Annotated in this window: 22 protein-coding genes and 1 pseudogene; 8 read left to right on the top strand and 15 right to left on the bottom strand. The window is 73.6% G+C overall.

Annotated features, from left to right (window positions below; all coding sequences use genetic code 11):
• Positions 1-1,464 carry a Re/Si-specific NAD(P)(+) transhydrogenase subunit beta gene (pntB, locus tag ACFYXV_RS19830; protein WP_383349472.1) on the top strand — a complete coding sequence of 488 codons (1,464 nt, stop codon included), beginning with the start codon at positions 1-3 and terminating at the stop codon, positions 1,462-1,464.
• A gap of 29 nt (positions 1,465-1,493) precedes the next feature.
• Here pntB and ACFYXV_RS19825 read toward each other — a convergent pair whose 3' ends face one another.
• The 7 genes from ACFYXV_RS19825 to ACFYXV_RS19795 all read right to left on the bottom strand — a co-directional run bounded on the left by ACFYXV_RS19825 (position 1,494) and on the right by ACFYXV_RS19795 (position 11,221).
• Complete coding sequence (locus ACFYXV_RS19825) at positions 1,494-2,132, bottom strand: SRPBCC family protein (RefSeq protein WP_389383623.1); 639 nt, start codon at positions 2,130-2,132, stop codon at positions 1,494-1,496.
• 87 nt (positions 2,133-2,219) lie between these two features.
• Positions 2,220-2,957 carry a formyltransferase family protein gene (locus tag ACFYXV_RS19820; protein ID WP_389383622.1) on the bottom strand — a complete coding sequence of 246 codons (738 nt, stop codon included), beginning with the start codon at positions 2,955-2,957 and terminating at the stop codon, positions 2,220-2,222.
• Positions 2,954-6,082, bottom strand: a complete 3,129-nt coding sequence (locus ACFYXV_RS19815; protein ID WP_389383621.1) for a non-ribosomal peptide synthetase — start codon at positions 6,080-6,082, stop codon at positions 2,954-2,956. The genes ACFYXV_RS19820 and ACFYXV_RS19815 overlap by 4 nt, the downstream gene beginning before the upstream one ends.
• On the bottom strand, positions 6,079-7,245 hold the full coding sequence (locus ACFYXV_RS19810; protein ID WP_389383620.1) for an NAD-dependent epimerase/dehydratase family protein: 1,167 nt from the start codon (positions 7,243-7,245) through the stop codon (positions 6,079-6,081). Before ACFYXV_RS19810 ends, ACFYXV_RS19815 begins: the two co-directional genes overlap by 4 nt.
• Positions 7,242-9,290: a fatty acid CoA ligase family protein gene (locus ACFYXV_RS19805; RefSeq protein ID WP_389383619.1), complete on the bottom strand. Its 2,049-nt coding sequence runs from the start codon at positions 9,288-9,290 to the stop codon at positions 7,242-7,244. The genes ACFYXV_RS19810 and ACFYXV_RS19805 overlap by 4 nt, the downstream gene beginning before the upstream one ends.
• 8 nt (positions 9,291-9,298) lie before the next feature.
• Positions 9,299-10,150, bottom strand: a complete 852-nt coding sequence (locus ACFYXV_RS19800) for a hypothetical protein (RefSeq protein ID WP_389383618.1) — start codon at positions 10,148-10,150, stop codon at positions 9,299-9,301.
• Positions 10,151-10,153: 3 nt separating this feature from the next.
• On the bottom strand, positions 10,154-11,221 hold the full coding sequence (locus tag ACFYXV_RS19795) for a 3-oxoacyl-ACP synthase III family protein (protein WP_385470077.1): 1,068 nt from the start codon (positions 11,219-11,221) through the stop codon (positions 10,154-10,156).
• Positions 11,222-11,637: 416 nt separating this feature from the next.
• Between ACFYXV_RS19795 and ACFYXV_RS19790 the strand changes: the two genes are divergently transcribed.
• The 3 genes from ACFYXV_RS19790 to ACFYXV_RS19780 all read left to right on the top strand — a co-directional run bounded on the left by ACFYXV_RS19790 (position 11,638) and on the right by ACFYXV_RS19780 (position 14,040).
• The gene (locus ACFYXV_RS19790) at positions 11,638-12,765 is read left to right on the top strand and encodes an alpha/beta hydrolase (RefSeq protein ID WP_389383617.1); all 1,128 of its coding nucleotides are present in this window, start codon (positions 11,638-11,640) and stop codon (positions 12,763-12,765) included.
• A 144-nt stretch (positions 12,766-12,909) separates the two neighbouring features.
• Positions 12,910-13,176 carry a hypothetical protein gene (locus ACFYXV_RS19785; RefSeq protein WP_389383616.1) on the top strand — a complete coding sequence of 89 codons (267 nt, stop codon included), beginning with the start codon at positions 12,910-12,912 and terminating at the stop codon, positions 13,174-13,176.
• Positions 13,177-13,347: 171 nt separating this feature from the next.
• Positions 13,348-14,040 (top strand): DUF4232 domain-containing protein, encoded by a 693-nt coding sequence (locus ACFYXV_RS19780; RefSeq protein WP_389383615.1) that lies wholly within the window; start codon positions 13,348-13,350, stop codon positions 14,038-14,040.
• 56 nt (positions 14,041-14,096) lie between these two features.
• Here the strand turns inward: ACFYXV_RS19780 and ACFYXV_RS19775 are convergent, their stop codons facing one another.
• The 3 genes from ACFYXV_RS19775 to ACFYXV_RS19765 all read right to left on the bottom strand — a co-directional run bounded on the left by ACFYXV_RS19775 (position 14,097) and on the right by ACFYXV_RS19765 (position 18,214).
• Positions 14,097-15,845: a methyltransferase gene (locus ACFYXV_RS19775; protein WP_389383614.1), complete on the bottom strand. Its 1,749-nt coding sequence runs from the start codon at positions 15,843-15,845 to the stop codon at positions 14,097-14,099.
• Between the two features lie 196 nt (positions 15,846-16,041).
• Positions 16,042-17,274: a 4-hydroxybenzoate 3-monooxygenase gene (locus ACFYXV_RS19770; protein WP_389383613.1), complete on the bottom strand. Its 1,233-nt coding sequence runs from the start codon at positions 17,272-17,274 to the stop codon at positions 16,042-16,044.
• A 229-nt stretch (positions 17,275-17,503) separates the two neighbouring features.
• Positions 17,504-18,214: a hypothetical protein gene (locus ACFYXV_RS19765; RefSeq protein WP_389383612.1), complete on the bottom strand. Its 711-nt coding sequence runs from the start codon at positions 18,212-18,214 to the stop codon at positions 17,504-17,506.
• Positions 18,215-18,453: 239 nt separating this feature from the next.
• On the opposite strand from ACFYXV_RS19765, the gene ACFYXV_RS19760 reads away from it, so the two are divergent.
• Entirely contained in the window at positions 18,454-19,041 is a 588-nt protein-coding gene (locus ACFYXV_RS19760; protein ID WP_385470091.1) for an ankyrin repeat domain-containing protein, read from the top strand.
• Entirely contained in the window at positions 19,038-20,186 is a 1,149-nt protein-coding gene (locus ACFYXV_RS19755) for a YncE family protein (protein WP_389383611.1), read from the top strand. Before ACFYXV_RS19760 ends, ACFYXV_RS19755 begins: the two co-directional genes overlap by 4 nt.
• Before the next feature lie 101 nt (positions 20,187-20,287).
• Here the strand turns inward: ACFYXV_RS19755 and ACFYXV_RS19750 are convergent, their stop codons facing one another.
• The 5 genes from ACFYXV_RS19750 to ACFYXV_RS19730 all read right to left on the bottom strand — a co-directional run bounded on the left by ACFYXV_RS19750 (position 20,288) and on the right by ACFYXV_RS19730 (position 23,778).
• Positions 20,288-20,632, bottom strand: a complete 345-nt coding sequence (locus tag ACFYXV_RS19750) for an antibiotic biosynthesis monooxygenase family protein (protein WP_385470095.1) — start codon at positions 20,630-20,632, stop codon at positions 20,288-20,290.
• A gap of 137 nt (positions 20,633-20,769) precedes the next feature.
• Positions 20,770-21,342, bottom strand: coding sequence for a dihydrofolate reductase family protein (locus ACFYXV_RS19745; RefSeq protein WP_389383610.1), 573 nt, complete (start codon positions 21,340-21,342; stop codon positions 20,770-20,772).
• Between the two features lie 82 nt (positions 21,343-21,424).
• Positions 21,425-22,162, bottom strand: a complete 738-nt coding sequence (locus ACFYXV_RS19740) for an SRPBCC domain-containing protein (RefSeq protein ID WP_389383609.1) — start codon at positions 22,160-22,162, stop codon at positions 21,425-21,427.
• On the bottom strand, positions 22,159-22,854 hold the full coding sequence (locus ACFYXV_RS19735) for an ArsR/SmtB family transcription factor (RefSeq protein WP_389383608.1): 696 nt from the start codon (positions 22,852-22,854) through the stop codon (positions 22,159-22,161). The genes ACFYXV_RS19740 and ACFYXV_RS19735 overlap by 4 nt, the downstream gene beginning before the upstream one ends.
• Before the next feature lie 150 nt (positions 22,855-23,004).
• Complete coding sequence (locus ACFYXV_RS19730) at positions 23,005-23,778, bottom strand: TioE family transcriptional regulator (RefSeq protein WP_389383607.1); 774 nt, start codon at positions 23,776-23,778, stop codon at positions 23,005-23,007.
• A gap of 58 nt (positions 23,779-23,836) precedes the next feature.
• On the opposite strand from ACFYXV_RS19730, the gene ACFYXV_RS19725 reads away from it, so the two are divergent.
• Together ACFYXV_RS19725 and ACFYXV_RS19720 are read left to right on the top strand one after the other, a co-directional pair.
• Positions 23,837-25,051 carry an erythromycin esterase family protein gene (locus ACFYXV_RS19725; protein WP_389383606.1) on the top strand — a complete coding sequence of 405 codons (1,215 nt, stop codon included), beginning with the start codon at positions 23,837-23,839 and terminating at the stop codon, positions 25,049-25,051.
• Positions 25,052-25,125: 74 nt separating this feature from the next.
• A pseudogene (locus ACFYXV_RS19720) lies at positions 25,126-25,392 on the top strand (hypothetical protein); the annotation flags it as partial.
• Positions 25,393-25,436 lie beyond the last annotated feature (44 nt).

Genomic DNA, 25,436 nt, shown 5'->3' with positions numbered 1-25,436 from the left:
ATGACTGCCGCCACGGCCGCGCAGGCCGCCTACATCGTCGCCGCGCTCCTGTTCATCCTCAGCCTCGCCGGGCTCTCGAAACACGAGAGCTCCCGCTCGGGTCTCGTGTTCGGCGCCTCCGGAATGGTGATCGCCCTCGTCGCGACCATCGGCCTGGCCTCGCGCAGCATCACCGCGACCGGCCTGACCCTGCTCGTCGTCGCCATGCTGATCGGCGCGGGGGTCGGGTTCTGGCGTGCCAAGGTCGTCGAGATGACCGGCATGCCCGAGCTCATCGCCCTCCTGCACAGCTTCGTCGGCCTGGCCGCCGTACTCGTCGGCTGGAACGGCTACTTCGAGGTCGAGGCGGACGGTCCCGGGCATGCCGCGGTGACCCAGGACCTGCTCGGCATCCACCACGCCGAGGTGTTCATCGGCGTGTTCATCGGCGCCGTCACCTTCAGCGGATCGATCGTCGCGTACCTGAAGCTCTCGGCGCGCATCAAGTCCAGCCCGCTGGTGCTGCCCGGCAAGAACCTGATCAACCTCGGGGCCCTCGCCGCGTTCGCGGTCCTCACGGTCTTCTTCGTCATCCACCCGAGCCTCGGTCTGCTCATCGCGGTCACCGCGGTGGCGCTCGCCCTCGGCCTGCACCTGGTCGCCTCGATCGGCGGCGGCGACATGCCGGTCGTGGTGTCGATGCTCAACAGCTATTCCGGCTGGGCCGCGGCGGCGTCCGGGTTCCTGCTGAACAACAACCTGCTCATCGTCACCGGAGCGCTGGTCGGCTCCTCCGGCGCATACCTCTCGTACATCATGTGCCAGGCGATGAACCGCTCGTTCATCTCCGTGATCGCGGGCGGCTTCGGTGTCGAGGCCGCCGCGAGCGAGGACACCGACCTCGGGGAGCACCACGAGATCACCGCCGAAGCCACCGCCGAACTGCTCCTGAACGCCTCGTCCGTCGTGATCGCGCCGGGGTACGGAATGGCCGTCGCGCAGGCCCAGTACCCGGTCGCCGAGCTCACCCGCAGGCTGCGCGAGCGGGGGGTGGACGTGCGTTTCGGGATCCACCCCGTGGCCGGACGACTGCCGGGGCACATGAACGTGCTGCTGGCGGAGGCGAAGGTGCCGTACGACATCGTCCTGGAAATGGACGAGATCAACGACGAGCTCTCCGACACCACGGTCGTCCTCGTCATCGGCGCCAACGACACCGTCAACCCGGCAGCCTCCGAGGACCCCGCCAGCCCGATCGCCGGCATGCCCGTCCTGCGGGTGTGGGAGGCGCAGAACGTCGTCGTCTTCAAGCGCTCGATGGCCACCGGATACGCGGGGGTGCAGAACCCCCTCTTCTTCCGTGACAACACCCAGATGCTCTTCGGCGACGCCAAGCAGCGGATGGAGGACATCCTCGGGGCGCTCGGGTCCGACGCCGCGTCCCCGTCGCACCGCTCGCCCGTCGGGGCCGCTCGTACGGTGTGACATACGAGGGGGCCGCAGCCGCGGCCCCCTCAGGACCGCTCGTGGGCGCGGGACTCCGCGGCGGTCTTGAGGTCCTTCAGCCATCCTTCGAGGCCCTGCCGGAGGATGGCGGTCGCGGCGGGGACGTCCGCGTCGACCTGGGGGCCGGTGTGGGTCTCCTCGGTGGTCACCCGGACCCCGTGCGGGGTCCGGGTGAAGTTCCATACGTGGACGCCGTCGATGCGCAGTCCCTCGCCGGTCGCGGGGCCCGTCCAGCGCAGGCAGGAGTGGCGGCGGAGCTGTTCGACGGTCGAGGTGATCTCCAGGCTGGTGGCCGGAGTCGGGTTGGGCGGTACCGGAACGCTCCAGCGGAAGGCCGAACCCGGGCGGAGGGGGCCTCGGTCGAGGCGTTCCGCGGTGGTCACGGGGGCCTGCCAGGCGGGCCAGCGTTCGACGTCGGTCTGGAGCTTCCAGACCGTGCTCAGCGGTGCGTCGATGAGGATCTCGGACCGGTACCGGACCCGGGCACCGGGGTCCACGCCGGCCCCGCGGCAGGTCAGGGACGGGGTGGGGCGGTGGCCCGGAAGGGTGGCCGCGCCGGCGGGTGAGGCGGTGGCCGCGAGGAGGCCGGCGACGAGCGGCAGGGCGAACAGGGCGGCGGGGACGAGGGGTCGGCGGAAGGCGGACACGGGGTTCTCCTCTGGCGTCGGGCACGGGAACGAACGGCACGGCACGGCACCGCACACAGAGCCATGCGCTACATGCTTGTGCTATCGTTAGAGGGTATAACCCGATCGGGGTGAGAGGCAATGCCCGGCGTGAGACCCTGTCACCGCCTCGATCGCCGCGGCCAGTTCGGGGGCGTGCGCGGCGAAGGGGCCGAGGTCCGTGGCGCGGGCGTACGACGGGTGGTCCCGGTGGGCCGCCAGTCGGTCCAGGGAGCGGGTGCCGTGGTACGCCGAGGGGCCCGCGGGGGCGGGCGGGGGCGGGAGCGGTGCGCCGGAGGCGACCGCCGGCAGGGTTTCCTCGAACAGGGTCTGGCAGGCGCGCACGCCCTGGAGCATGACCTCGAAGTGGCGGGCGTCGGGGGCGATCGGGAAGGGGCGTACGGCCAGGACGCGGCCCGTGTCGATGCCCGCGTCCACCTCGTGGAGGGTGGCGCCGTACTCGTGCTCGCCGTTCAGCAGGGCGAAGAGGACGGCCGCCGAGGGCAGTCCGCGGTGGCGGGGCAGCAGGCCGTTGTGGACGTTGAGGATGCGCAGGCCCCGGGAGAGGAGGGGTTCGCGGAAGATCCGGCGGTTGTTGAGGGACCAGACGATGCCGTCCGTGCACGTGCCGGCGAGGTCGTCGGCGTGCGCGTTGACGTCGGCGGGGGCGGGGAGGTGCAGGTGCGGGGCGCCGCCGCCCGTCGCGTCCTGCGGGTCCGCGGAGCAGACGAGGTCCACGGGGTGGCCTTGCGCCGCGGCGTGTGCCACGGCCCGGCGCAGGAGCGCGCCGTCTCCGACGAAGATCATGCGGGGAGCTCCTCCCGGGCGGCGGTCAGGTGGGCGCAGACCTGGCCGAGCGTCAGGTTCCGTACGAGGCAGTCGAGGCCGGCCATGAAGCGGCCGGCCTGGACGGGTTCCAGCAGGTCCCCGGAGACCGCGGTGAGCATTTCCACCAGGGCGAGGGAATCGCCGCCCAGGCTCTGGAAGTCGGAATCCGCGGACAGCCGGGCGGTGTCCACGGCGAGGATCGCGGACCAGTGGGCGGCCACCCGGGCCTGGAGGGCGGCGGGGGCGGGTCCGGCCGGGTCGTGGACCGGGGCGGGGACCGGGCTGCTCGCGGAGGTGAAGGTGAAGGGGTCGGGCAGCGCGTCGAGGTCGGCCTTGCCGCTGACCGTGCCGGGTATGGCGTCCACGCGGATGATGTGGGCCGGGACCATGGCGGCGGGCAGCAGGGCGGTGAGCGCGGAGCGCAGCGCGGCGGTGTCGTACGGGGCGTCCGCGCGGGGCACCACGTACGCGCACAGGACCGGCGTGGTGGTGTGCGGGCGGCGGCGGACGGCCACCACCGCGCGGCTCACCCCGGGCCGGGCTTCGAGCGCCGCGACGATCTCCGCGGGCTCGATGCGGTGCCCGGCGATCTTGAGCTGGCCGTCGATGCGCCCGGCGAACTCGACCGCCCCGCCCGGCAGTCGGCGCCCGAGGTCGCCCGTTCGGTAGGTACGGGTGCCGTCCTCGGCCTCGGTGAACGGGGAGGGCCGGCCGTCCGGCGCGCCCAGGTAGCCGCGGGCCACCTGGGGGCCGGTGACCACGATCTCCCCCGTACGGCCGGCGTCCTCGGCGGCGGTTCCGATGCGCTCGCCGTCCTCGGTGACGAGGTCGACGCGGGCGTAGGGGCCGGGGGTGCCGATGGGGAGGGTCGCGGAGGCGGTCGGGTGCGCGTCGTCGACGACGTGGGCGAGGCAGGCGACGGTCGTCTCGGTGGGGCCGTAGCCGTTGATGATCCGGCAGTCGGGGCCGAAGGCGGTACGGGCGGTGCGCACGGCGGCCGGGGTCAGCGGTTCGCCGCCGAGCAGCAGGGTGCGTATGCCGCCTGTGCCTGCGCCCGCGTCGGTCAGCAGGGGCAGGTGGGAGGGGGTGAGGGCGAGGGTGTCGGCCCGGTGGTCGGTGACGAGCCGGCGCAGGGTGGCGCGGGAGGGCGCGTCGGGCGCGAGGACGACCGTGCCGCCGGCCAGGAGGGGCAGGAAGAGGGGGAAGCAGGAGATGTCGAAGCCGTAGGAGGACGCGAAGCCGAAGCGGGTCCGGGCGTCCACGCGGCAGACCCGGGTCATCCAGTGGACGAAGCCGGCGAGGCTGCGGTGCTCGATCTGCACGCCCTTGGGGCGGCCGGAGGAGCCGGATGTGTGGATGACGTACGCGAGGTCCCCGGGCGCGGGGGCCGGCGGTAGGGGGTGGTGCGGCGGCGGGCCGGTGACGAGGTCCTCGGCCGCGACCAGGGGGCAGGGGGCGAGTGCGGCGAGGGCTTCGGCGAGGTGGCGCCGGGTCAGGCAGAGCCGGGCCCCGCAGGCGCGGAGGATCCCGGCGGTCCGTGCCGCGGGGTGGGCGGGGTCCAGCGGCACGTAGGCCGCGCCCGCCTTGAGGATGCCCCAGAGGGCGCAGACCCCGGCCGGGGTGCGGTCGACGACCAGCCCGACGAGGTCCTCGCGCCCGATGCCGCGGCGCAGCAGCGCGGCGGCCACGGCGTCGGAGCGGCGGTCCAGTTCGGCGTACGTGACCACCCCGCCGGGCCCGTCGAGCGCGGCCGCACCTGGCGTACGGGCGGCCCGGGCACGGAACAGCTCCACGACGGTGTCGCCGGGCGCGGGCGCCGACTCGGGCGCGGGCGCGGGCGCGAGCGTGGGCGCGTGCTCCGGGAGTGGCGCGGCGGCGGGCCGCGCGGCGGCGGGCGGGAGGCGGGTCAGGATCTCGTCCAGGAGGCGGGTGGCGCGTTCGGCCACGCCGGGGCCGCCGCGGACGCCCATCGTGAGTTCCGTGGCGGTGTCGGTCTCGGTGGCGACCATCGAGACGGGGACCAGCGGAGCGTGGACGGGCAGTGCGTACAGGGTCGTCGCCGTGAATCCCCCGCCGGAGAACTCGGCCGGGTCCAGGCGCCCGAGGTGGGAGACGACCGCCGAGGCGAGGTGGCGGTCGGCCCGTACGGTGCCCGCCTGGGCGGCCCGCAGCAGGAGGCCGGCGGCGGCCGGCGGCAGCGGGAGGAGGGCCGGCTCGAAGCCCCCGGCGAGCTCCCGGCCGTCGGCGAGGGCCCGGAGCAGGGTGACCTGTGCCCTCGGCCACTCCTGTCCCGGGTCCAGGTCCAGGAACAGGGGGAGGGTGAGGTTGCCGGTCGCGGCGATGCCGGGGCGGTGGCGCCGCAGGTCGACCGGGATCATGACCCGCGTGCCGCCGCGGCCCGCGCCGCCGGAGCGGGTGCCGGTGGCGGCCGCGCTGTCCGTCAGGGCCTGGGCCAGGCGCGCCGTGAGGGCCGGGTGGCGGGTGGGGAGGGTGCGGCGGAGCCAGAGGGTTCGCTCGGGGCCCGGAGGCCGGGGGCCCAGGGGGGACGGGTGGGCCGGGACGAGTGCGGGGCGCCTGGTGGTGGAGCCCAGGCGGCGGAGCAGGGCGCGGTCGGTGTCCCGGGCGAGGGCGGGGGTGCCGGGTTCGCCGCGCAGGGCGCGGAAGACCTCCCGTACCCAGGTCAGGGCGCCGTGACCGTCCATCAGGGCGTGTGAGGCGCTGAACACGAGTGTGGCCGCCTCGGAGGCGTTGCCGGGGATCACCAGGACCTCGCAGCCCGGTGGGGCGTTGCGGTGCGGGTGGCCCGTGAGGAGTGCCGCCGTGGCCGGGTGCGACACGTCGATGCGCCCGGCGGCGGGAGCCGCGTACCGGATCGCGGGCAGCGGGCCCTCGGCGGTCCAGACGGCTCCGCGTCGTACCAGGCGGGAGCCGGGGCAGGTTTCGGCGGCCCGGGCGATCGCCGCCCGGAGCGCGGCCGGTCCGGGGGCGGTGCGGCCTTCCACGACGATGCGCAGGGCCATGGCTCCGCGGGCGTGCCCGGCGGCCAGGTAGAGGTGTTCGGTGGGTGATACCGGGCGCCGGTACGGGATGTGCGGGGGTGTCATCGTCGCGTGGTTCCTTCGTCGGTGCGGGTTCGGGTGCCGGTGCCGCTTCCGGTACCGCTTCCGGTGCCCGTGCCAGTGCCAGTGCCGGTGCCAGTGCCGGTGCCAGTGCCCGTGCCGGTGCCGACCGGCCGTGTCCAGGCTCCGGTGCCGCCGTTGGCGCGGACCCAGCGGATCAGGCCGTTCACGCCGTCCTCCTGAGTGCGCGGCGGGTCGTAGCCGAGGTCCCGGCGGGCGGCGCCCGTGTCGTACGTGGTCGAGCGGGTGAGGAGGGCCGTCATGTAGCGGCTCAGCGGCGGCGGGCAGGTGGCGGCCGACGGGTGCAGGCGCCATGCCGTCTCGACGGCGGCGGCGAGTACGCGGGTGGCCGGGAGCGGGACGCGGGGGTGCGGCGGCGGGCAGTCCAGGAGGGCGCCGACGCGGGTGAGGAAGGCCCAGAGGTCCGTTTCCTCCGCGTCGGCCACGAAGTACGCCTTGCCTCCTATGCGTTCGGCGGGGGCGGCGGTCGCGCGCAGGCAGGCGTCGACGGCGTTGTCGACGTGGCACAGCGAGACCCGTACCCGTTTGCCGCCGGACAGGTCGGGCAGTCGGCCCGCCCGCATCGAGGCGATCATGCGGGGCAGGAAACCCGCGTGGTCGCGGGGGCCCCAGATGCCGCGCGGGCGCAGGGCGCAGGTGGTGAAGCGCGGGGTGTTCGAGGCCAGTACGTACTGTTCGGCGATGGCCTTCGTCTCGCAGTAGTGGTTGAAGAAACGGGTGGGGTACGGGGTGCTCTCGTCGATGCCGAGGCGGTCGCCTTCGCGCAGGTGCATGAGGGCGCTGGGGCTGCTGATGAAGACGAAGCGGGTGGCGCCCGCCGCGCGGGCCGCCGTCAGGAGCCGCTGCGTTCCGGTGACGTTGGCTTCCTCGAACCGGGCCCGGCTGCCGTGGTCGACGACGCGGGCGGCGCTGTGCAGGACGGCGTCGCAGCCGATGGCCGCGCGGGCCAGGGAGGCGGTGTCGGCGAGGTCTCCGGGTACGAGTTCGAGTCCCGGTCCGAGGGAGCTCAGGCGGGCGGTGTCGCTGCCCGGCCGGACCAGGGCGCGGACCCGGTGGCCGTCGCGCAGGCAGGCGTCGGCGAGGTGGCCGCCGAGGAAGCCGGTGGCGCCGGTGATCAGGATGTTCACAGCGCCCGCCACCAGGTGGCGCCGTAGAGCATGGTCAGCGCGGCGGTGGCGGCCCCGCCGCGGCCCGCGGCCCTGCCCCGGGGCAGCGCGAGGGGGATCTGCGCGGCGTGCACGGGGATGCTGAGGAAGGCGTCGGCCCACCAGAGCAGGCGCAGGAGCGGTACGTCGGGGACGTCGGCGACGGCCGCCCAGAGGGCGCCGCCGAGGAGGTACGCCCAGCCCGCGAGGGGTACGAGCCGGGCCGCGCGGGCCCGCGAGAACGGAGGCGGGGCGAGGCGGCGCTCGGCCCAGCGGGCCAGCTGTTCGCGGCCGATCTTGGCGTTGTGGCGGACGTCCACCGGGAAGGCGGGGTGGTGCAGGAACTCCTCCAGCCCTCGGGTGGGGCCGTGTTCGGCGGCGAGGGCGCGCAGTTCGGCCACCAGCTCCCGCCAGGCGGGGCCGCCGGCGGGGACGGTGGTCTCCACGCAGACGACGGGGCGCTGGGCTCCGGCCGGGCCGATGCCCACCAGGGCGCTGCGGCGCACCAGCGGATGGGCGTTGAAGACGCCCTCGCAGCGCACGGTGTGAAGGTCCCGGCCGGCGGCGCGCACCCGTTGGGAGGTGCGGCCGCAGAACCAGAGCCGGCCGCGGTCGTCGAGGTAGCCGAGGTCGCCGGTGCGGTGCCAGGTGAGGGCGGCGGCGCCGGGCCGGCTCTCGCGCACCTTGTGCAGGGCGTCGGAGTGGGGCGCCCGGTGGTAGCGGGGGCTGACGGATTCGCCCTCGACGAGGATCTCGCCGACGCTGCCGGCCGGCAGGGCGGTACCGGCGTGGAGGCGGGGGAGCGGGCCGTCGGTCACGGGGATGACGCGGACGCGGGTGCCGGGGACGGGGCGGCCGATGCAGGTGCCGGCGCCGCGGGCGCTGCCGGCGGAGGTCTCGGCGAGGATCTCCTCGGATTCGATCGAGGTGATCGGCAGGACCTCGGTGGCCCCGTACGTGGCGTGGACGGACGCCTTCCCGTCGAGGACGGTGCGCAGGGCGGAGACGACGGAGTCGGGGACGGGCGCGCCTCCGGAGACGATGCAGCGAAGGTCGGGCAGGCTGCGGCCCAGGGTGGTGAGGTGGTCGGCGAGGTTCCGCAGGAGGGCGGGCGAGGCGAACATGGTGGTCGCGCCGAATCGTTCCAGCGCGTCCACGAGCAGGGCGGGGTCGGCCCGGGCGACCTTGGCCGGTGCGAGCGGGGCGAGGACGGTGGTGGAACCGTAGACGAGGTCGAGGATGCCGTAGAACGGCAGGGTCACCAGGGAGGTGTCGTCCCGGGTGCGGCCGTGGGCGGCCTCGATCTGGCGGGCGATGGAGAGCGCCATGCGGTGTGTGTACTCGACTCCCTTCGCGGGGCCGGTGCTTCCGGTGGTGAACCCGATCATCAGGAGGTCGTCGCCGCCGACCTCGGCGGCGGGGGTCCTCGGTCCACCGGCGGTGCGGAGCGCGGCGAGGGTGTGGCCGCCCCAGAGCCGGCGGCGGCCGAGGGTGACGGGGATGCGCACACGGCTGAAGGTGCGCCGGCCGAGGACCCGTACGAGGTGGGCGAGCGGCGGGCCGATGAACGCCTCGGCGCCGACGGCGCGGTGGCAGTGGAGCATCCGGCGCACGCCCATGCCCGGGTCTACGACGACGGGGACGGCGCCGAGGCGGAACAGCGCGAAGGCGAGGGCGAAGAGTTCCGGGCCGGGCGGGGCCATCAGTACGGTCTTGGTCCCGCGCGTGATCCCGGCGCGGGCGAGTCCGTGGGCGATCTCCTCGACCGTGTCCTGTAACTCCCCGTACGTGACTTCGCGGTAGCGCGGGCCGCCGCCGGGCTCGCGGCCGTCGGGGTGGATGACGGCCGGCTTGTGCGGGAAGGCGGCGGCGTTGCGCGCCAGGCAGTCGGCCAGGCTGCGCGCGGCGTCCGCGGTCGGTGCCGCCGGTGACGTCGGTACGGGAGCGGGAACGGTACTCGTACTCGTAGTCGTACTCGTAGTCGTGCTCGTAGTCGTGCTCGTGTTCGTGTTCGTGTTCGTGCTCATGGCTCTCGTCACCAGCCTTCGGGCCGGTAGGACACGCAGGCGGCACTGGGGCCGGCGCCTGCGGCGACCAGGAGCAGCCGGTCGCGCTCCCTGGGGCGCGGGGCGGCCACGGCCTGGAGGTATCCGAGGATCGGGGCCGCGGTGTGCGGCTCGCCCTCGTCGTGGACGTGCTCCCCCGCACCCGGGCCGACCACCAGCGTGCGGTCCAGGTCGATGCCGTGCTCGCGGGCGTACCCGGCGGTGCAGGCGGAGGCGAGCGCCGCGCGCCGCGCGCCGTGTCCCTCCGTACGGCGGACCGTGATCCGGGAGCGGCCGTCGCTGCCCATGGCCGCTGTGTCGAGGTACCCCTCGGTGTCGGTGGGGCCGTCGCCCGCGTAGGTCGAGACGGGGCCGAACCCGGCCCCGGGTTCGGCGCTGCGCTGGAGGAGGAGGGCGCCGCCCAGGTCCGCGTACGGGTAGTCGGGGTCGCGGCGGGCGTCGCCACCGGGGTGCACGTCGGCGGCCGTGATCAGGACGCGTTCGGCGCCGGCGGTGTCCAGGAGGCTCTGGGCGAGCTGCACGGCGTTGAGGACTCCGCAGGCGCCGTTCATGAGGTCGAAGGAGAAGCCGGCGGCGGGGGCCGGGTCGGCGATGTAGTCCAGGTTGATGCCGACCTCCTTCTGGACCAGGGCCGCGAGGGCGGGTTCGAAGGTGTTGGACTCCCGGTAGACGCCGACGTTGATGAGGACGCCGACGGATGACGGGGAGACCTGTGCCCGGGCCAGGCAGGCGCGGGCGGCGCGGCTCGCGAGTTCGACGGCGGAGGCGGGGCCCGTGCCGTGGTGCGTGGCGGTGTGGGCCGCGGCGATGACCATTCCCATGGTTCAGACCCCCATGTTCGTGATCGTGGCCGACAGGGCGCCGGTCACCACGCCGGAGGCGGCGGGGACCATGAGGAACCGGGATCCGGGCCGGGCGGTGCCGGCCCGCAGGTGCTCGCGCAGCGTCAGGAAGTGGGAGGTGGTGGCGGTGTTGCCGTACTTCTCGACGGTCGCGAGGGAGGTGGGCATCGGGGCCTCGAACTCCGCCTCGCCGGTCTGGTTCACGTAGTCGATGAAGCGGGTGCCGACCTGGTGCTGGATGACGTAGTCGAACGCCTCGTCGGTGAATTCCCGGCCCTGCTTGGCCAGGAGGTCCCGGTGGAAGCGCGGCCACAGTTTGAGCCGGTCGCGGTTGTGCATCTTCTTGTTGTCCGTGTAGAGGGCGATGCCCTGACCGCGCTCGCTGGGCATGCCCATGCACAGGTGCGAGTACGCGGAGCAGGTCATCAGTTCCACGTAGTGGATGCGGTCGGCCTCGTCGGTCGATGCGTCCAGGACGACGGCGGCCGCCGAGTCGCCGACGGAGAGCGAGGCGAACTGCGGGTCGTAGGAGTCGGTGACCTCGCGGGCCGCCGTCTCGGCGACGGCGGTGGCCTGCTCGCCGCTGACGACGAGGCCGTTGCGCACGGCGCCGGAGCGGATCATGCGGTCGAGCAGGTGGACGCCGGTCATCATGCCGGCGCATGCGTTGGACACGTCGAAGTGGACGGCGCGTCGCGCGCCCAGTTCGCGGGAGAGCACCGCCGCGAAGGACGGCTCGAAGGTGAAGCGGCCGCCGTCGGTGAACCGGGTGATGGAGGCCGATATGACGACGTCGAGGTCGGCGGCCTCGTAGCGGGAGGCGGTGAGGCAGTTCCGCGCGGCGGACAGGGCCATCGAGAAGGAGTTCTCCGCTGCTGCCGGATCCGGGTCGTACACGCGGCGCTCGGTGATTCCGGTGATCCGCTGGAGGTCCGCGTCACGGACGGCGGATATGCCCTCGGTCAGCTCCCGGTTGGTCATCACGGTCGCGGGGAGGTGGGCCCCCAGGGCCTCCAACCGGCTGTGGCGATCCAGTGTGCTGGTGTTCATGCTTCGCGTACTCCATGGATATCCCCGTTACAGACAGCGAAGTTACCGTAGCGTAGGGATCAGTTCGCATGCCCCGCAAAGGGACTTGAACGGTGCAGATGGGTCGATTACCAGCCAGGCGTCCCATGGACCACATTTCGCCAGCACCCGGCAGCGACACCTCCCGCCTCTCCGATCTTCGGCCGGAACATCACACAGGGTGCGCAAAAGCTGTCCGGAAGCACTCGGTCCACTCGCGCCCCGGCCGCTCGGCCGCCCCGCCGCTCGGCTGCCTGCTCTCGGGCGACCCCGAAATGACATTTTCCGCACGTTTGTGCAACCCGCTGGTCGAAAACCGCATCCAAACAGGAGAGCCCACCCACCGGTCCATCCGTTCTGCCCGCCCGAGGGCAGCCGCACTTTTCGGAGCGAAGTTCGTGCACGTGTACCCGCAGCCGCAGCAGCAGCCGCCGCAGCAGCAGCCCAGGCGACGATCCCGTAAGAACGTGTGGATCGGCTCTGCGGTGGCCGTGGCCCTGCTCGCCGGTGCCGGTGCCGGATTGGTCTACTGGACCACGGACTGGTTCGACGGGAACGGGGAGTCCGTCAGCTACGCGAAGCCCTCCGCCGGTGCGGACAAGGGCCAGGGCAACGGCAAGGACACCGGGGCCGGCGCCGGGAAGCAGCCCTCCGCGCCGAGCGCCGACCCGGACGTGTCCTTGCCCACCGGCCCGTTCACCGAGTTCAAGCAGACGGTCAAGCTGGACGACGGCACCCGGATATCCAAGGCCAAGGTGAAGGGCGCCAAGTCCGGTTTCGAGGGCAGCGTCTGGGTGTGGACGCCCAAGGAGTACGACCGTCCGGAGTACGCCAAGAGCGCCTTCCCGGTCATGATCGCGCTGCCCGGAGGCAACGGGAACGCCGACAACTACTGGGCGACCATGCCGCAGCTGGGCCTCCAGAAGGCCGTCGCCGAGGGCGCGGCGGCCGGGAAGAGCCTCCCGTTCATCCTGGTCATGCCGATCCTCAACCCCGACGCCAAGTACTACTACGACGGCTCCGACATCCCCGGCCAGGCCAAGATGGGCACCTGGATCGGCGAGGACGTGCCCGACATCGCCCGCGCCAACTTCCGTACGTACAAGTCCCGCGACGGCTGGGCCTTCATGGGCAACTCCTCCGGCGCCTTCGTCGGCCTCAAGCAGCTGCTGCAGAAGCCGGACCGCTTCCGGGCCGTCATAGCCAACGGCGGCGAGATCGTCCCGGACTCCCCGCTCTGGAAGGGCCACCAGGCGGAGATGGACGCGAACAACCCCGAGAAGATCGCCCCGAAGCTGATCGGCGGCAAGGGCCCCGAGGTGAACGTCTTCTTCCAGTACGGCACCAAGGAGGGCGGCCGCGACCGGATGGAGAAGTTCCAGCAGCAGTTCGGCCAGGGCCCGATCAAGGTCACGATCCACGAGATCCAGGGCGGCGACCACAACGGCTGGGACTACGTCCGGGGCATGAAGGACGGCCAGTTGGAGCAGCTCAGCAAGCTGATGAAGGGCCCGAAGCCGCAGTAGGGGAACCACCGTCACCACGGACCGCCCGCGCGGCAGCCCGGTACTTTCGGCTCGGGCCCCGGGCGGTTTCCGCGACGAAAGTTGATCGCGCGGTCATCCTCCGTGCGGACGAGGACGGCGGTACGGGTCCCTAGCCTGGTCCGCATGACCAGTGACACGGGGGACGGGGCGGACGGGCGCCGGTGGGTGCGGATGGCGGCGGGGGCCGTGGCGGGGGTGCTCGCCGCGGCCGGCGTGTGCGCGATCTTCTGGCGGCTGGGGCTGAACCTGGGCGTCGGTGCGGCCTGGCTGTCCGGCAAGGCCGCCGTGAAGGCGGGCTTCTTCGTGGCCGCCGGCGGTCTCGCCGGTGTGAGCGTGTGGTGGCGGGGACGCCGCGCGGCGCGGTCCGCCCCACCGCGGGAGAAGGACTGAGGCCCGGGCGGACGAGGAGCTGTCTGTGTAACAGGAATGTATTAGGGGGCGGTTGGGCGGAACGGTTCGCCGGGTCGGACGGGTCCTGGTGCTTGGAAACGCCCGCCGGTACCGACTCGTGTCGACCCGTACCGGGCGGGCTGCGCCCCCGACTGATCCGAGGAAGAGACGATGCGCGTTCACAAGCTCACCTTCGCGGCCCTGACCCTCGCCGCGAGTGTCTCGCTCACGGCCTGCCAGAACGGCGACGGCGGCACGGGGCAGAGCGGCCCGTCGTCCGCGTCCACCGCCTCTTCCCCGTCCTCCCCGTCCACCCCGTCCTCCGCGAGTGGTGGTACGGGCTCGGGGAGTCCGGAGCAGGGTGGTGGGAAGGGCTCCGCCGGGAAGGGCGCGGCGGCCGGGCAGGGCGCCGCCGCCGGGGCCGGTACCGGCGGGAGCGGCCAGTCCGGCAAGTGCCGGACCGACGAACTGGCGATCACGGCCATGGACAGCACCATCGACGGGGACGGCGAGGGAACCGTCGCGGTGACGCTGAAGAACCGCGGCAGCCGGGACTGCGCGATCTCCGGGTACGCGGGCGTCGACCTGAAGACCGCCTCCGGTTCGCTGTCCGCGAAGCGCAGCGGTGAGCAGTCCGGCCCGGGCGTGCTGAAGCCCGGCAAGTCGGTGTCCTTCGGCATCAACTACCCGATGAACACGTCGGGCGGCTCCGGCGTCCGCATCACGGGCCTGGTGGTGACCCCGCCGGACGAGACGAAGCCGGTCACCCTGGACTGGCCGGGCGCCGCCACGCTGCCCGTCACGGAAGGCGGCGGTTCCCCGGTCAAGGTCGGCCCGATCGGCAGCGCCGGCCAGGGCGGCTGACCCGTCGCGCGGCGGTCGAGCCGCCCCGGCCGGGTCACCGTCCGCCGCGTCCCGGTTCAGCTCCGCCGGGCGGTGGGGTCCGGGACGGAGGCCCTGCGGGCGTGCAGCACGTGCGCGTCCAGGGGCAGGGGGCTGTGGCCGACGAGTTGCAGGCCGGCGTCGGCGAGCAGGCGCGCGTAGTGGTCGGCACGGCGTTCGCGGCCTCCGACATTGCACAGCATGTGCAGGTCCCAGGCGGTGGCCAGCGAGGGGGAACCGTCGGCGGGCAGCAGGCGTTCCACGATCAGCAGGTCCGCGTGGGCGGGCATGGCGTCGGCGAGGTGGCGCAGGATCTCCCGGCAGCGGTCGTCGTCCCAGTCGTGCAGGACGCGGGAGAGGACGTAGACGTCGCCGCCGGGCGGTACGTCGGCGAAGTCGCCGGCGCGGTAGTCGCAGCGCGCCCCGCAGCCCGCCGCGTCGAGCAGGTGGCGGGCCGCCTCGACCGCGTGCGGGCGTTCGAGGAGGACGCCGCGCAGGCGCGGGTGCGCGGTGAGGATGCGGCCGAGGAGTTCCCCGTTCCCCCCGGCGACGTCGACGACGGTCGCGGGCTCGGGTGCCTCGGCCGCGGCCGTGACGACCGGGTGTTCGGGGAGCGGCTGGAACATCCGTGAGCTCGCGGCCATGGACCGGTCGAAGAGGGCGGCCAGTTCGGGATCGCGGGCGAAGTGGTCGAAGTGGTTCTCGCCGAAGAGGCGGTCGAAGGCCGGCTCTCCGGTCCGTACGGCGTGGTCGAGTTCGCCGAAGGAGCGGTAGAAGGGGCCTCCGTACATGAGGGCCAGCGGCCGCATCGATCCGGGCGCGTCCGCGCGGAGCAGGGCGCCGAGTTCGGTCAGGCGGAATGCCTCCCCCTCCGGGTCCGGGGCGGGTGTGACGGCGCCGAGCATGGCCAGGTAGCGCAGGAGCGTGGCGAGACCGCGGGGGTGGGCGCCGGTCAGCAGGGCGAGGTCCTCGGCGCTGTGCGCGGTACGGGTGTCCATGGCGTCGGGCAGGCCCAGTCGGGCGAACACGGCGAACGCCTGTGTCGTCCACGCACCGGTGAGGAGCTGAAGGAGCGTTTCGGCGGGCGGTCGCTCACCGCCGGCGGGGTGTTCCAGGTGGGCGGCGAGGGCGGCCCGGTGGTCGCCGCGGGCGTAGAGCTCCAGGCGCCGGTAGCCGCAGGCCGGATCGGCGGGGGTGGTGAAGTAGAGGACGGTGCCGTCCTCGTGCGGGTTGTAGCCGCCGCCGTCGGGGCGCGCGCCGTGGCGGACGAGGATCGCGCACAGGCCGCGCAGCGCGAGCGGGTCCGAGTGCTCGATCTCGAAGGCGAGGTGCGCCTCGTGCCGACGGGTGCGTTCGTAGGCGGCGATCCGCTCCAGGCCCGAGTGCGGGGGCACGGTCAGGGCGAACACCTCGACGGCACGGCGCTCGCCCGCGCAGCCGTGCACCTGGGGGCGCAGGATCCGTACGTCGAGCTCGGCCGGGTCGCGCCGGTGGCGCCGGGCGAGGCGCTCGCGGACCACCACGCTCGGGTGGGAGGGGGTGTCCGGGGCCAGCCCGCAGTCGGCGAGCTGGGCCCGCAGGCCGTCCGCGTCCGGCGGGAAGAGCAGCAGCCCGGCGTGGGCGAACCGGCAGTGCCCGGCGAGCGCCCGCAGGTCCGGTCCGCCGAGTCCGGGCAGGAGGAGGGGCAGCAGGGCGGCGCTGTCGTGCTCGCGGACGAACTCGGCTGCCGCGCGCAGGCGGGCCGTGTCGTCCAGGAGCATCGTTTCGTCAGGGAGCGTCGTCGTCATCGTGGGCGTTTCCTCGGGCCGGTACGGGGGCGTGACAGGGCAGGGCGAAGCGGGGTGGAGGCGGGGCGAGGCGGGGTCGGAGGCGGGCGGCCGGAAGTCCCGGCCGGCGAGCGGGCGAGCGGTACGGGTGCGAGTGCGGGTGCGGGTGCGGGTGCGAGTGCGGGTGCGAGTGCGGGGCGCGGCGGCTCGCCGGCCGTCACACGCCGACGTAGTTCTCGGCGAACCACTCCTGGTGGACGCGCGAGGTGCGCAGCGAGGCGAGCCGCGAGCGCCGCAGGGCGGCGTGGAAGGACGGTCCGGCGCCCTGCTCCCCTTCGGGGGCCGCGTGCAGCAGCCGGGTCATCCACCCGGTGAACTCCTGCGCCCGCCAGATGTGCGCCAGGCACTGGTCCGAGTACCCGTCGAGTCCCGCGGTGTCGCCCCGGGTCAGGGCGTCGGTCAGGGCTCCCGCCAGGATCTCGGCCTCCAGGACGGCGAGGTTGGCGCCCTTCGCGGCGGCCGGGGCGAGCAGGCTCGCCGCGTCGCCCGCCAGGAAGAGCGAGCCGTGGCGCAGCGGTTCGACCACGTCGCAGGTCAGGTCGAAGATCCCGCGTTCCAGGAGGGAGCCCCGGTGCAGCGGGCCGTGGTCGGCGGCGCGCATCCGCAGGTCCAGCTCGTCCCAGATCCGCTGCTCGGACCAGGCGTCGGCCGGGACTCCGCGCTGCCATTGGAGGTAGTAGCGGGTGACCTCCGGGGTACGGGCCATGTGTCCGGCGAAGCCCCGGTCGTGGACGGCGTAGCCCACGGCGTCGAGGCTCGGCCGGGCCTCGGCGAGCAGGCCGAGCCAGGTCACTCCGTGGTCGTGGTGGTGGCGGACGGCGTCCGGCGGCAGGGAGCGGCGGGCCGCGCCGTGCCGCCCGTCGCAGCCGGCGACGTAGCGGGCGGTCCAGCGGGTGGGCCGGCCGTCGGGTTCGCGTGTCGTGACGTACGGCCTGGTGCCGTCGGCGTCGCCCACCGCGAGGGCCTCGGTGTGGAAGCGGATGCGGCCGCCGTGGTCGAGGTAGTGGGTCAGGAGGTCGGTGACCAGGTCCTGCTGCGGGTAGACGTGGTGCTCCCCGCCCTGGCCGCCTCGGCCGCCGTGTCCGAGGGCGCCGTAGTCGAGCCGGAAGCGGCCGTCCCGCGTGCGGAACTCGCAGGTGCCGTGGCGGCTGCCGTTGCGGTGCAGTCCCCCGGCGAGGCCGTGGCGGTCCAGGATCCGCCCCGTGTTCGGGGCGAGGAACCCGGCGCGGGCCCGGGTCTGGACGTGGGTGCGGGAAGCTCGTTCGAGGAGGACGCAGTCGATCCCGGCTGCGTGCAGCAGGTTCGCGAGAACGAGCCCGGCCGGACCGGCACCGAGGACGATCACGTCGGCTGATTCCCTTGAGGCGCGGGAGTTCTGACTTTCCGTCATAGCGCGTGAAGCATAAGCACGCGAAGATCGATGAACCTACGCAAGCCATCCCTAGGCGGGAATAGAGTGACAATAAGCCTTGACGCGGCGGGCCCGTGGCGACGGGCCGGGAGCCGTGTCCGCGGGCGGGTCGGTGGTGCGCTCCAGGCGTGCGCAGGCACACACACGCCCGGCGCACACCCCGCCACGGACCCTGTCGACGCAGGCCCGCGCCGGCCGGCCCGCGCTGTCAGGGGAAGTCAGGACACTCCTCGACGAAGCCCTGTGAAACGGGCTGCCAGGCAGCGCGGTCCTCACGCGCACCCAGGCGCTCCATCTGCTGGACGCACTCGGCCAGCTGGGCTTCCGTCAAGGACACGGCGGCCCTGAACACGCCCCCGGCATGGCGGCAGAGCACCGGTGGTCGGAAGTCCGCCGAGTACGGCTCGCCGACGACGGCGAACAGATCGGGCAGCCACCACCCCAGCGGGCCGGCCACCGCACACAGCTGGTGCCGCCGGTGCGGGGACGGGGGCCAATCCCGCACCATGCCGCGCAAGGTACTCAGCGACAGTGCCAGGTAGGGGAGCTCTTTGATGCTGAAGCCCCGGTTGCGGATCAGCCCGTTGAACACGGAGCCGAGACCACCCTCCGCGGGCATGAAAAACGCCGAGACCGGTTGCACGTACGGCCCAGGAGCTTCGAGGTGTGGCAGCGAGCGGACGAAGCCTTCCAGCGAGGCCAGTCGCACGTGGTCGCAGTGGCTGACGTGGTGCGCGAACCGCTTCATGAGCGCGGCGTCGCGTTTCGGCGGGAGGAGTTCGGCCGGCACCGGGTGGCCCGCGATGACGAGCAGGTCGGCGAGCGGTATGTCGAACTCGACCGCGAGCTCGGCGAGAGCCTCGGGGGTGGTGCCGGTCCCGCTCGCGACGAGCGTGCCGAGGATGTCGGTTCGTTCCATCCCGGGAAGGTAGCGGCGTTCCCCTGCGCCTCCCCCGGCGGGGACGGGCGCTGGACGCGGAGGCGGGGCCGGAGGGCCGTCGGCTGCCGTACTGGTTGCGGCTCCTCGCGCATCAGCCGATCGGATGACGAGCGCGAGCCGGTCCGGGGGCGGGGCGGGGTCGCGGGCGGGGGGAGGATCGGGGGCAGGACAGGCAGGGCAGGTGGCCGCGAGGCCGTGGAGCGGATGAGGGGTACGGGATGAAGGCCGTCGATCGTGAGCTGCTGGACGCCGCGCGGGCCGGGGACGCCGTTGCCGTACGGGCGGCGGTCGACGGTGGTGCGGACGTCGAGGTGCGCGACGAGGAGCTGCGTACGCCCCTGCTGCTCGCCTCCCTCGCCGACCGCGTGGAGGCGGCCCGGGTGCTCGTGGCGGCGGGCGCCGACGTCGACGCCCAGGACGCCCGCCAGGACAGCGCCTGGCTGGTCACCGGCGTGACGGGCAGCGTGGCGATGCTGCGCGTACTGCTCCCCGCGGGGCCGGACCTGCGGCGCACCAACCGGTTCGGCGGCGTGTCGCACATCCCGGCGAGCGAGCGCGGGCACGTCGCGTACGTACGGGAGGTGCTGGCGGTCACGGACATCGAGGTCGACCACGTCAACCGGCTCGGCTGGACCGCCCTGCTGGAGGCCGTGATCCTCGGCGACGGCGGACCGGCCCAGCAGGAGATCGTACGGCTGCTGCTCGCGGCCGGGGCGGACCGGGAACTGGCGGACGGCGACGGGGTGACGGCCCTGGCGCATGCGGAGCGGCGCGGCTACGCCGAGATCGCGGAGCTGCTGCGGTGAGGGCGTGGCGGGCGCGCCGGCCCGGGACGCGCCGGGCGGCGCTGGTCCTGGCCGGGGCGGCTCTGCTGGCCGGGTGCGCGGGGGTCGGGGACGGGGGCGGCGGTGACGCCGGCACCGGCACCGGCACCGGCACCGGCGATCGTGCGGGCGTCCCCGCCGGGGCCGGTGCCGCCGCGGCCGTGCCCACGGCGCACGGCACGCTCCTGGTCGCCGACTTCGGCGGTTCGACCGTGACCTTCGTGGACCCCGGGCGCGGCCCGGTCGGCTCGGTCGAGGTGGGGACGGCCCCGTACGGACTGGCGCTCGGCGCGGACGGGCGGGCCTGGGTCGCGACGGCCGAGGGGGTCGCGGTGGTGGACACCGCCGGCCGCACCGGCCTGGGCCGCATCCCGTACCGCACCCGGACCGGGCCCGTGACGACCGGCGAGTACCGGGGCGGCGGGATGGGCATCGCGCTCGCGCCCGACGGACGGCGGCTGTACGTGGGGGTCAACGTGCCCGGCGGGCCGGGCGCGTTGGAGGTCATCGACACGGCGACCCGTACGGTGACCGCCACCGTGCCCGTCGGCCGCCGCCCCTTCGACGTGGACGTCGCGGCGGACGGCAGCGAGGTGTACGCGACCGGGCACGACTCCTACGACGTGACGGCGGTGCGCGCCGACACCCTCGCGGCGCGGCGGCTGGTGGTCGCGCCGTACGGGGAGCGGGGCCCGGGCTCCTGGCTGAAGCCGCACTACGCGGTGGTGAGGCCTTCCGACGGGCGGCTGTTGCTGCCGTTCGAGGGCGAGAAGCTGGCGGTGCTGGATCCCGGTACGGGGCGGGTCGCCGTCGAGCCGATGACCGCGGCCATCCACCAGCACGGGGCCGCCCTCGCCCCCGACGGCACGCTGCTGGTGGTCGGCGCGGCGGAGGGCCGGGACGGGGCCTCGCTGACGGTCCGCTCCCCCGGCGGCGCGGAGCGCACGGTCCCCCTGGACGGGCCGCACGAGGACGTCGCGGTCACGGCGGACGGCCGCACCGCGTACGTCACCGGCGGCTTCACCCGGGACGGCCACTGGGACGGGATCACCGTCGTGGACCTGCCGAGCGGTACGACGCGCCGCCTGCCGGCGGGCGAACGGCCCCTGGGGATCTTGGTGCTGTAGGGCCGCGGCCTGATCCACCCCGATCGGGACGACACCCCGGTCGGCACGACGCCCGGACCGGCACGACGCCCCGGGCGGTAAGACGCCCCGATCCGCTTCGGCTACACGGACGAGGGCCGGGGGTGGTGGGAGACCACGGTGAACAGGCGCGGCTGGACGTCGGTGGCGATGGCGGCGGCCTGGTCCATGTGGACCTGGGCCCCTGGGTCGGCCCGCATGGCCCAGTAGTGGTCCTCGCTCTCCCACTGCGCGTAGTTGATGACGCGCTGCCCGTCCCGGCTGGCGTGGAAGTTGGCGCAGATGAAGCCCGGCTGGTGCTTCATCGTGGTCTCGGTGGCGTGCGTGAGCAGGTCGATCAGTTCCTGCTGGCGCTCGGGCGGGACGGTGAACACGTTGATCAGCGTCGCGACGGGGCGGCTGCTGTCGATGTTTGCGATGACGTTCATGCGCTCATCGCTCCCCCGCCCCGCCGCTCCCCCGCGCGGGGCGGGAGGAGCTTCATTCGATCCGGTGTCGTCTACCTGGCGGCCTTAATGCCCTATATCTGCAATTGAGAATGCATTGCAGTTCGCCGGAGGGGCGGTCAGCGGACGACGTCGAAGACCTGCTTCTGGAGGCCGTTGGAGTAGGCCTCGTACTCGACCAGCTTCAGCTTCTGGGTGTCCTTGTCCGTCGTGCTGAACAGGCGCTGGCCGGCTCCGAGCAACAGCGGGAAGACCAGCAGGTGGTAGCGGTCGATCAGGCCCGCGTCCGAGAGGTCGCGGTTCAGGCGGGCGCTGCCGTGGACGATGATCGGGCCGCCGTCGGTCTCCTTGAGGGCGGCGACCTCGTCGAGGGAGCGCAGGATGGTCGTCTCACCCCAGTCGGAGACGAGACGGTCGTCGGTGAGGGTGGTGGAGACGACGTACTTCGGCACGCTCTTGTAGTGCGCGAACTCGGCCATGCCCGGCCACACGGGGCTGAAGGCCTCGTAGCTGGTGCGGCCCAGCAGCATGGCGGTGGACTCCTCCTGTTCCCGTCCCTTGATCTCGAACGCCTCGGGTACGAAGTCGACGTCCTTGAAGGTCCAGCCGGAGTTGCGGTAGCCGGGCTCGCCCCCGGGGGCCTCGACGACGCCGTCGAGGGAGATGAAGGCCGTACTGATCAGGGTGCGCATGGGAGTTCCTCTTCTTGTCTGTCGGCTTCGCCGGCTTCTTCGGCTTCGCCGTCTTGGACGAAGGTGATGACGGTGCTGAGGGTCAGGAGAAGAGGCCGGTCAGCCACTGCTGCCAGGCGGCTTCCGCGCCGTCCGTGTCCCGGCCGAAGAGGTGGTGGAACATCAGCGCGATGCCGGGGCCGTGGTGGAAGGTGTGGAGGCCGTCGGCGGTACGGACCTCGAAGCGTTCCTCGTCCGCCCAGGTCACCACGCCGTCGAGCGGGGGCAGCCCGGCCGGCTCGGCATGCGCCCGCGCGCCCACCGTGACCGGGCCCGCCAGCGACAGCGCGCCGACGAGGGCCGCGCGGACCTGCGGCGCGGGCCGCTCGCCCGTGGGGGCGAGGGCGAAGACCGGGGCGCCGGTGCGTCCCGGGAAGTGGGTCAAGTACTCGCGGAGCGTGTGGAGGTGGAAGGGCCAGCCGCGGCGCAGCGCGTCGTACTCGTCCTGCCAGTCGTCGCCGAGCATGCCGCTGTGGACCACGCGCAGGACGGTGCTGCCGCCCTCGCGTCCCTCGACCAGGTACTCGAAGGCCATGAAGCGGCCGTCGGCGGCGGTGTCGGTGCGCGAGGCGAGGCGCTTGCCCGGTTCGTAGGCGGTGATCCGCGCTTCCTGCCGGTTGCCGCCGGTGTCCATGGCGGCGGTGCCGCCCACGCGCGGCTCCAGTTCGTTGCGCCCCATGAACCACGAGTCGATCCCCGGTCCGGTGGCGATCGCCTCCCAGACCTGTTCGGGGCTCGCCGGCAGGATCGTCTCCTGCTCGATCTCGAACGGGTGCGTCATCGCGCGTTCTCCTGTCGTGCTTCGGGTTCGGATCCGGGGTCGGGATCGGGATCGGGAGGGGGATCGGGAGCGGCCCCGGGGCCGCCCGGGGCGCCGTCCGGAGTGCCGGGCGGCGTGCCGGGGATCTGGTGGAGGCCGACGATCACCCGGTGCGTGCGGCCCTGCGGGGCGGCCTCGTCGTGGTAGCGGCTGACGAGGGCCGTCACGGCCTGCGTCAGCTCGTCGGCGAACGCCATCCGGTCGGCCGCGGAGGCGAACCGCACCTCCGCGTCGACGGCGAAGGTGGCGACCCGTCGGCGGGCCCGGGTCGCTCCGGTCACCAGGGCGCCGACCTCCTGTACGAGCCGGGAGCCCAGGGCCAGCAGCCAGTGCGCCGAAAGCTGGTCCGGGGAGCGGGAGGGGTCCGGGCTGACGGCGGCCAGCGCACGGGGGGAGATGACGTAGGAGGCGGCGGTGGCGGCGAAGATCCGCTCGGTCACGTTGCCCTTGCGCCTCTCCTCGGCGAGCTCCACCAGCCCGTGCCGCTCCAGCTCCTTGAGGTGGTAGTTGACCTTCTGCCTGGGCAGTCCCAGGCGGACGGCCAGCATGGCGGCCGAGCCGGGCTCGGCGAGGGCGGCGAGGATCCGGGACCTCATGGGGTCCAGGGAGGCCTCGGCCGCGGCGGGTTCTTCGATGACGGCTACGTCCAGCACCGCTCCAGGATCCGACCGACAAAAAAATTTGTCAAGACGAGGCGAGTTGTCGGTGAGGGGGTGGGCGGCCGCGCCGGCCGCCGGCCAAGCACCGGTCGGCCGCCGGGCGTGCACCGGTCGGCCACTGGTCGGCCGCCGGTCAGCCGCCGGTCAGCCGCCGAGATACGCCTCCAGCTCCGCGGCGCCGGTCAGCATCGCCCTGCCGCGGGCGGACAGACGCGCGCGCCAGTCGCCCAGGGCGGCTTCCAGCGGCTCCGGGCCGCCCGCCTCCCGGACCTGGCGGATGAGCGGGGCGATCTGCTCCAGCGGGTAGCCGCCCCGCCTGAGTTGGTGGGTGAGCCGGGCGTCCCGAACGTCGGCCTCTTCGTAGACGCGGTACCCCGTCAGCGCGTCGCGGCGCGGGTGGACCAGCCCGGCGCGCTCCCATGCGCGCAGCGTCGCGGGCCGGATTCCGAGCGTCTGCGCCAGGGGTCCGATGAACGTGCCGCCGGGCCCGTCCGCCGCGGTCGGCCCGGGGGCGGCGGCGGAGGGATCCAGGTCGCGCAGGGCCCGCTCCACGGCCTGGAGGGTCCGCCGGTCGTCGAGGAGCCGGGCGTGGCTCTCGTCGATGAGGCGGAACGCATCGTCGACCGCGCCCTGGTTCACGGCGCACATGATCGCCGTCGCCGTCGGGTGGCCGTGGGCGGGCACCAGGGCGAGGAACGCGCGCAGGGCGGCCGCGTGCAGCGGGGTGTAGGTGCGGTAGCCGTGGGGCGTGCGCGCGGCGGCCGGGAGGATGCCGTCCTCCTCGTAGTTCCTGACCGCCTGTGTGGACAGACCGTGCCCGCGTGCCAGGTCCACCGGCCTGAGCCGTTCGCCGCTCCGCGGGGTTCGCGGGGCCCGACGGCCTTCATGGTTTTGCGGGCTTTGAAGGTTTTGCCCCATGAGGCCCCCGATATCGCGCAAAAGTTTCAACCGAAGGTTCAAAGATAACGTTGAAGGCATGGCTACCGACATCAAAGACGGCGTCCGTTCCATCGAGGCTGCCGCCGTCATGGGACTGCTCCCTGCCCGGCCCCGGCTGCTCGCCCTCGGCGAGCCCACCCACGGCGAGGACGCCCTGCTCCGCCTCCGCAACGAGCTCTTCCGTCAGCTCGTCGAGCAGGAGGGATACCGGACGATCGCCCTCGAAACCGACTGCATGGCGGGCCTGGCGGTGGACGACCACGTCGTCTCGGGCACGGGCACGCTCGACGAGGTCATGGAGCGAGGCTTCAGCCACGGTTGGGGTGCCCACGGCGCCAACCGTGAGCTCGTGCGCTGGATGCGCGCCCACAACGAAGGCCGGCCGCACTCCGATCGGGTCCGCTTCGCCGGCTTCGACGGCCCGCTGGAGATCACCCACGCGGCGAGCCCCCGGCAGGCCCTCACCGCGCTCCACGGCTACCTGGCGGCCCGGGTCGACGCGGACCTGCTCCCCTGCACCGCGGGGACGCTCGACCGCCTGCTCGGCACCGACGAACGGTGGACCGATCCCGCCGCGATGACGGACCCGGCCCGGTCCGCGGGGCGCTCGGCCGAGGCGCGCGAGCTGCGACTGCTCGCCGACGAACTGGTGGCGCTGCTCGACGCGCAGGCTCCGTACCTGATCACGCGGACCTCACGGGAGGACCTGGACCGGGCGCGCCTGTACGGACGCACCGCGACCGGCCTGCTGCGCTACCACCACGGGATGGCCGACCCCTCACCGGCCCGCATGACGCGGCTGTGCATGCTGCGGGACCTGATGATGGCCCGCAACCTGCTCGCCCTCGCCGCCGGGGGTCCGGCACTCGTCCACGCCCACAACTCCCATCTCCAGCGGGAGAAGAGCTCGATGAGGATGTGGCAGGGGCCGGTGGAGTGGTGGAGCGCCGGTGCGCTGGTGAGCGCCGAGCTCGGCGAGGAGTACGCCTTCGTGGCCACGGCCCTCGGCACGATCCGGCACCAAGGGGTGGACGTCCCGCCCCCGGACACCCTCGAAGGGCTCCTGTACCCGCTCCCGGAGGACCGCTGCCTCATCGACACCGCGCGGCTCGCCACGGCCCTCGGCGACACGCCGCCCGCGCCCCGCGTCTCCCCCTGGTTCGGCTACGCCCCGTTCGACCCGGCCCACTTGGCGGGCAGCGACGGGCTCGTGTTCGTCAAGGACGTCCCGCAGAACCCCGCCCCCGCGTGATGCGGCCTCGTGTGTGGGGGGGTGATCCGGCGTGATGCGGCGTGGGCGGCGCCTTCTCGCGGCAGACTGGGCCCATGACGCACTCCTCTTCCCGCACGGTCGGAAGTTCCCCGCTCTCCTTGTGGTCGAGTGACTCCATCCTGTCGATCGGCTCCGTGGGGTCCGTACTGTCCATCGGGTCGGTGGGCAGCGCGCTGTCCATCGGATCGATCGGCTCCGCGCTGTCCGTCGGTTCGATCGGGTCCTCCATGTCGCTGGTGTCGGCCGGGTCCCTCCAGAGCATCGGAAGCGTGCTGTCCGTGCAGGGGAAGTGGTCCCTGATGTCCGCCGGCTCGTGCCGCTCGATCGGCTCATCCGACTCACCCGGCCCATCCGACTCACCCGA

Source organism: Streptomyces sp. NPDC002181 (genome assembly GCF_042890485.1).
Lineage (GTDB): Bacteria > Actinomycetota > Actinomycetes > Streptomycetales > Streptomycetaceae > Streptomyces.
This window is presented reverse-complemented; position numbering and strand designations above follow the sequence as displayed.

Bases quoted from the DNA above. Each gene is read 5' to 3' on its own strand.
- pntB (WP_383349472.1), top strand. From the start codon at position 1: ATGACTGCCGCCACGGCCGCGCAGGCCGCCTACATCGTCGCCGCGCTC.
- ACFYXV_RS19745 (WP_389383610.1), bottom strand. From the start codon at position 21,342: ATGCGCACCCTGATCAGTACGGCCTTCATCTCCCTCGACGGCGTCGTC.
- ACFYXV_RS19770 (WP_389383613.1), bottom strand. From the start codon at position 17,274: ATGACGGAAAGTCAGAACTCCCGCGCCTCAAGGGAATCAGCCGACGTG.
- ACFYXV_RS19760 (WP_385470091.1), top strand. From the start codon at position 18,454: ATGAAGGCCGTCGATCGTGAGCTGCTGGACGCCGCGCGGGCCGGGGAC.
- ACFYXV_RS19815 (WP_389383621.1), bottom strand. From the start codon at position 6,082: ATGACACCCCCGCACATCCCGTACCGGCGCCCGGTATCACCCACCGAA.
- ACFYXV_RS19795 (WP_385470077.1), bottom strand. From the start codon at position 11,221: ATGAACACCAGCACACTGGATCGCCACAGCCGGTTGGAGGCCCTGGGG.
- ACFYXV_RS19785 (WP_389383616.1), top strand. From the start codon at position 12,910: ATGACCAGTGACACGGGGGACGGGGCGGACGGGCGCCGGTGGGTGCGG.
- ACFYXV_RS19740 (WP_389383609.1), bottom strand. From the start codon at position 22,162: ATGACGCACCCGTTCGAGATCGAGCAGGAGACGATCCTGCCGGCGAGC.
- ACFYXV_RS19730 (WP_389383607.1), bottom strand. From the start codon at position 23,778: ATGGGGCAAAACCTTCAAAGCCCGCAAAACCATGAAGGCCGTCGGGCC.
- ACFYXV_RS19765 (WP_389383612.1), bottom strand. From the start codon at position 18,214: ATGGAACGAACCGACATCCTCGGCACGCTCGTCGCGAGCGGGACCGGC.
- ACFYXV_RS19800 (WP_389383618.1), bottom strand. From the start codon at position 10,150: ATGGGAATGGTCATCGCCGCGGCCCACACCGCCACGCACCACGGCACG.
- ACFYXV_RS19775 (WP_389383614.1), bottom strand. From the start codon at position 15,845: ATGACGACGACGCTCCCTGACGAAACGATGCTCCTGGACGACACGGCC.
- ACFYXV_RS19805 (WP_389383619.1), bottom strand. From the start codon at position 9,290: ATGAGCACGAACACGAACACGAACACGAGCACGACTACGAGCACGACT.
- ACFYXV_RS19780 (WP_389383615.1), top strand. From the start codon at position 13,348: ATGCGCGTTCACAAGCTCACCTTCGCGGCCCTGACCCTCGCCGCGAGT.
- ACFYXV_RS19820 (WP_389383622.1), bottom strand. From the start codon at position 2,957: ATGATCTTCGTCGGAGACGGCGCGCTCCTGCGCCGGGCCGTGGCACAC.
- ACFYXV_RS19725 (WP_389383606.1), top strand. From the start codon at position 23,837: ATGGCTACCGACATCAAAGACGGCGTCCGTTCCATCGAGGCTGCCGCC.
- ACFYXV_RS19750 (WP_385470095.1), bottom strand. From the start codon at position 20,632: ATGAACGTCATCGCAAACATCGACAGCAGCCGCCCCGTCGCGACGCTG.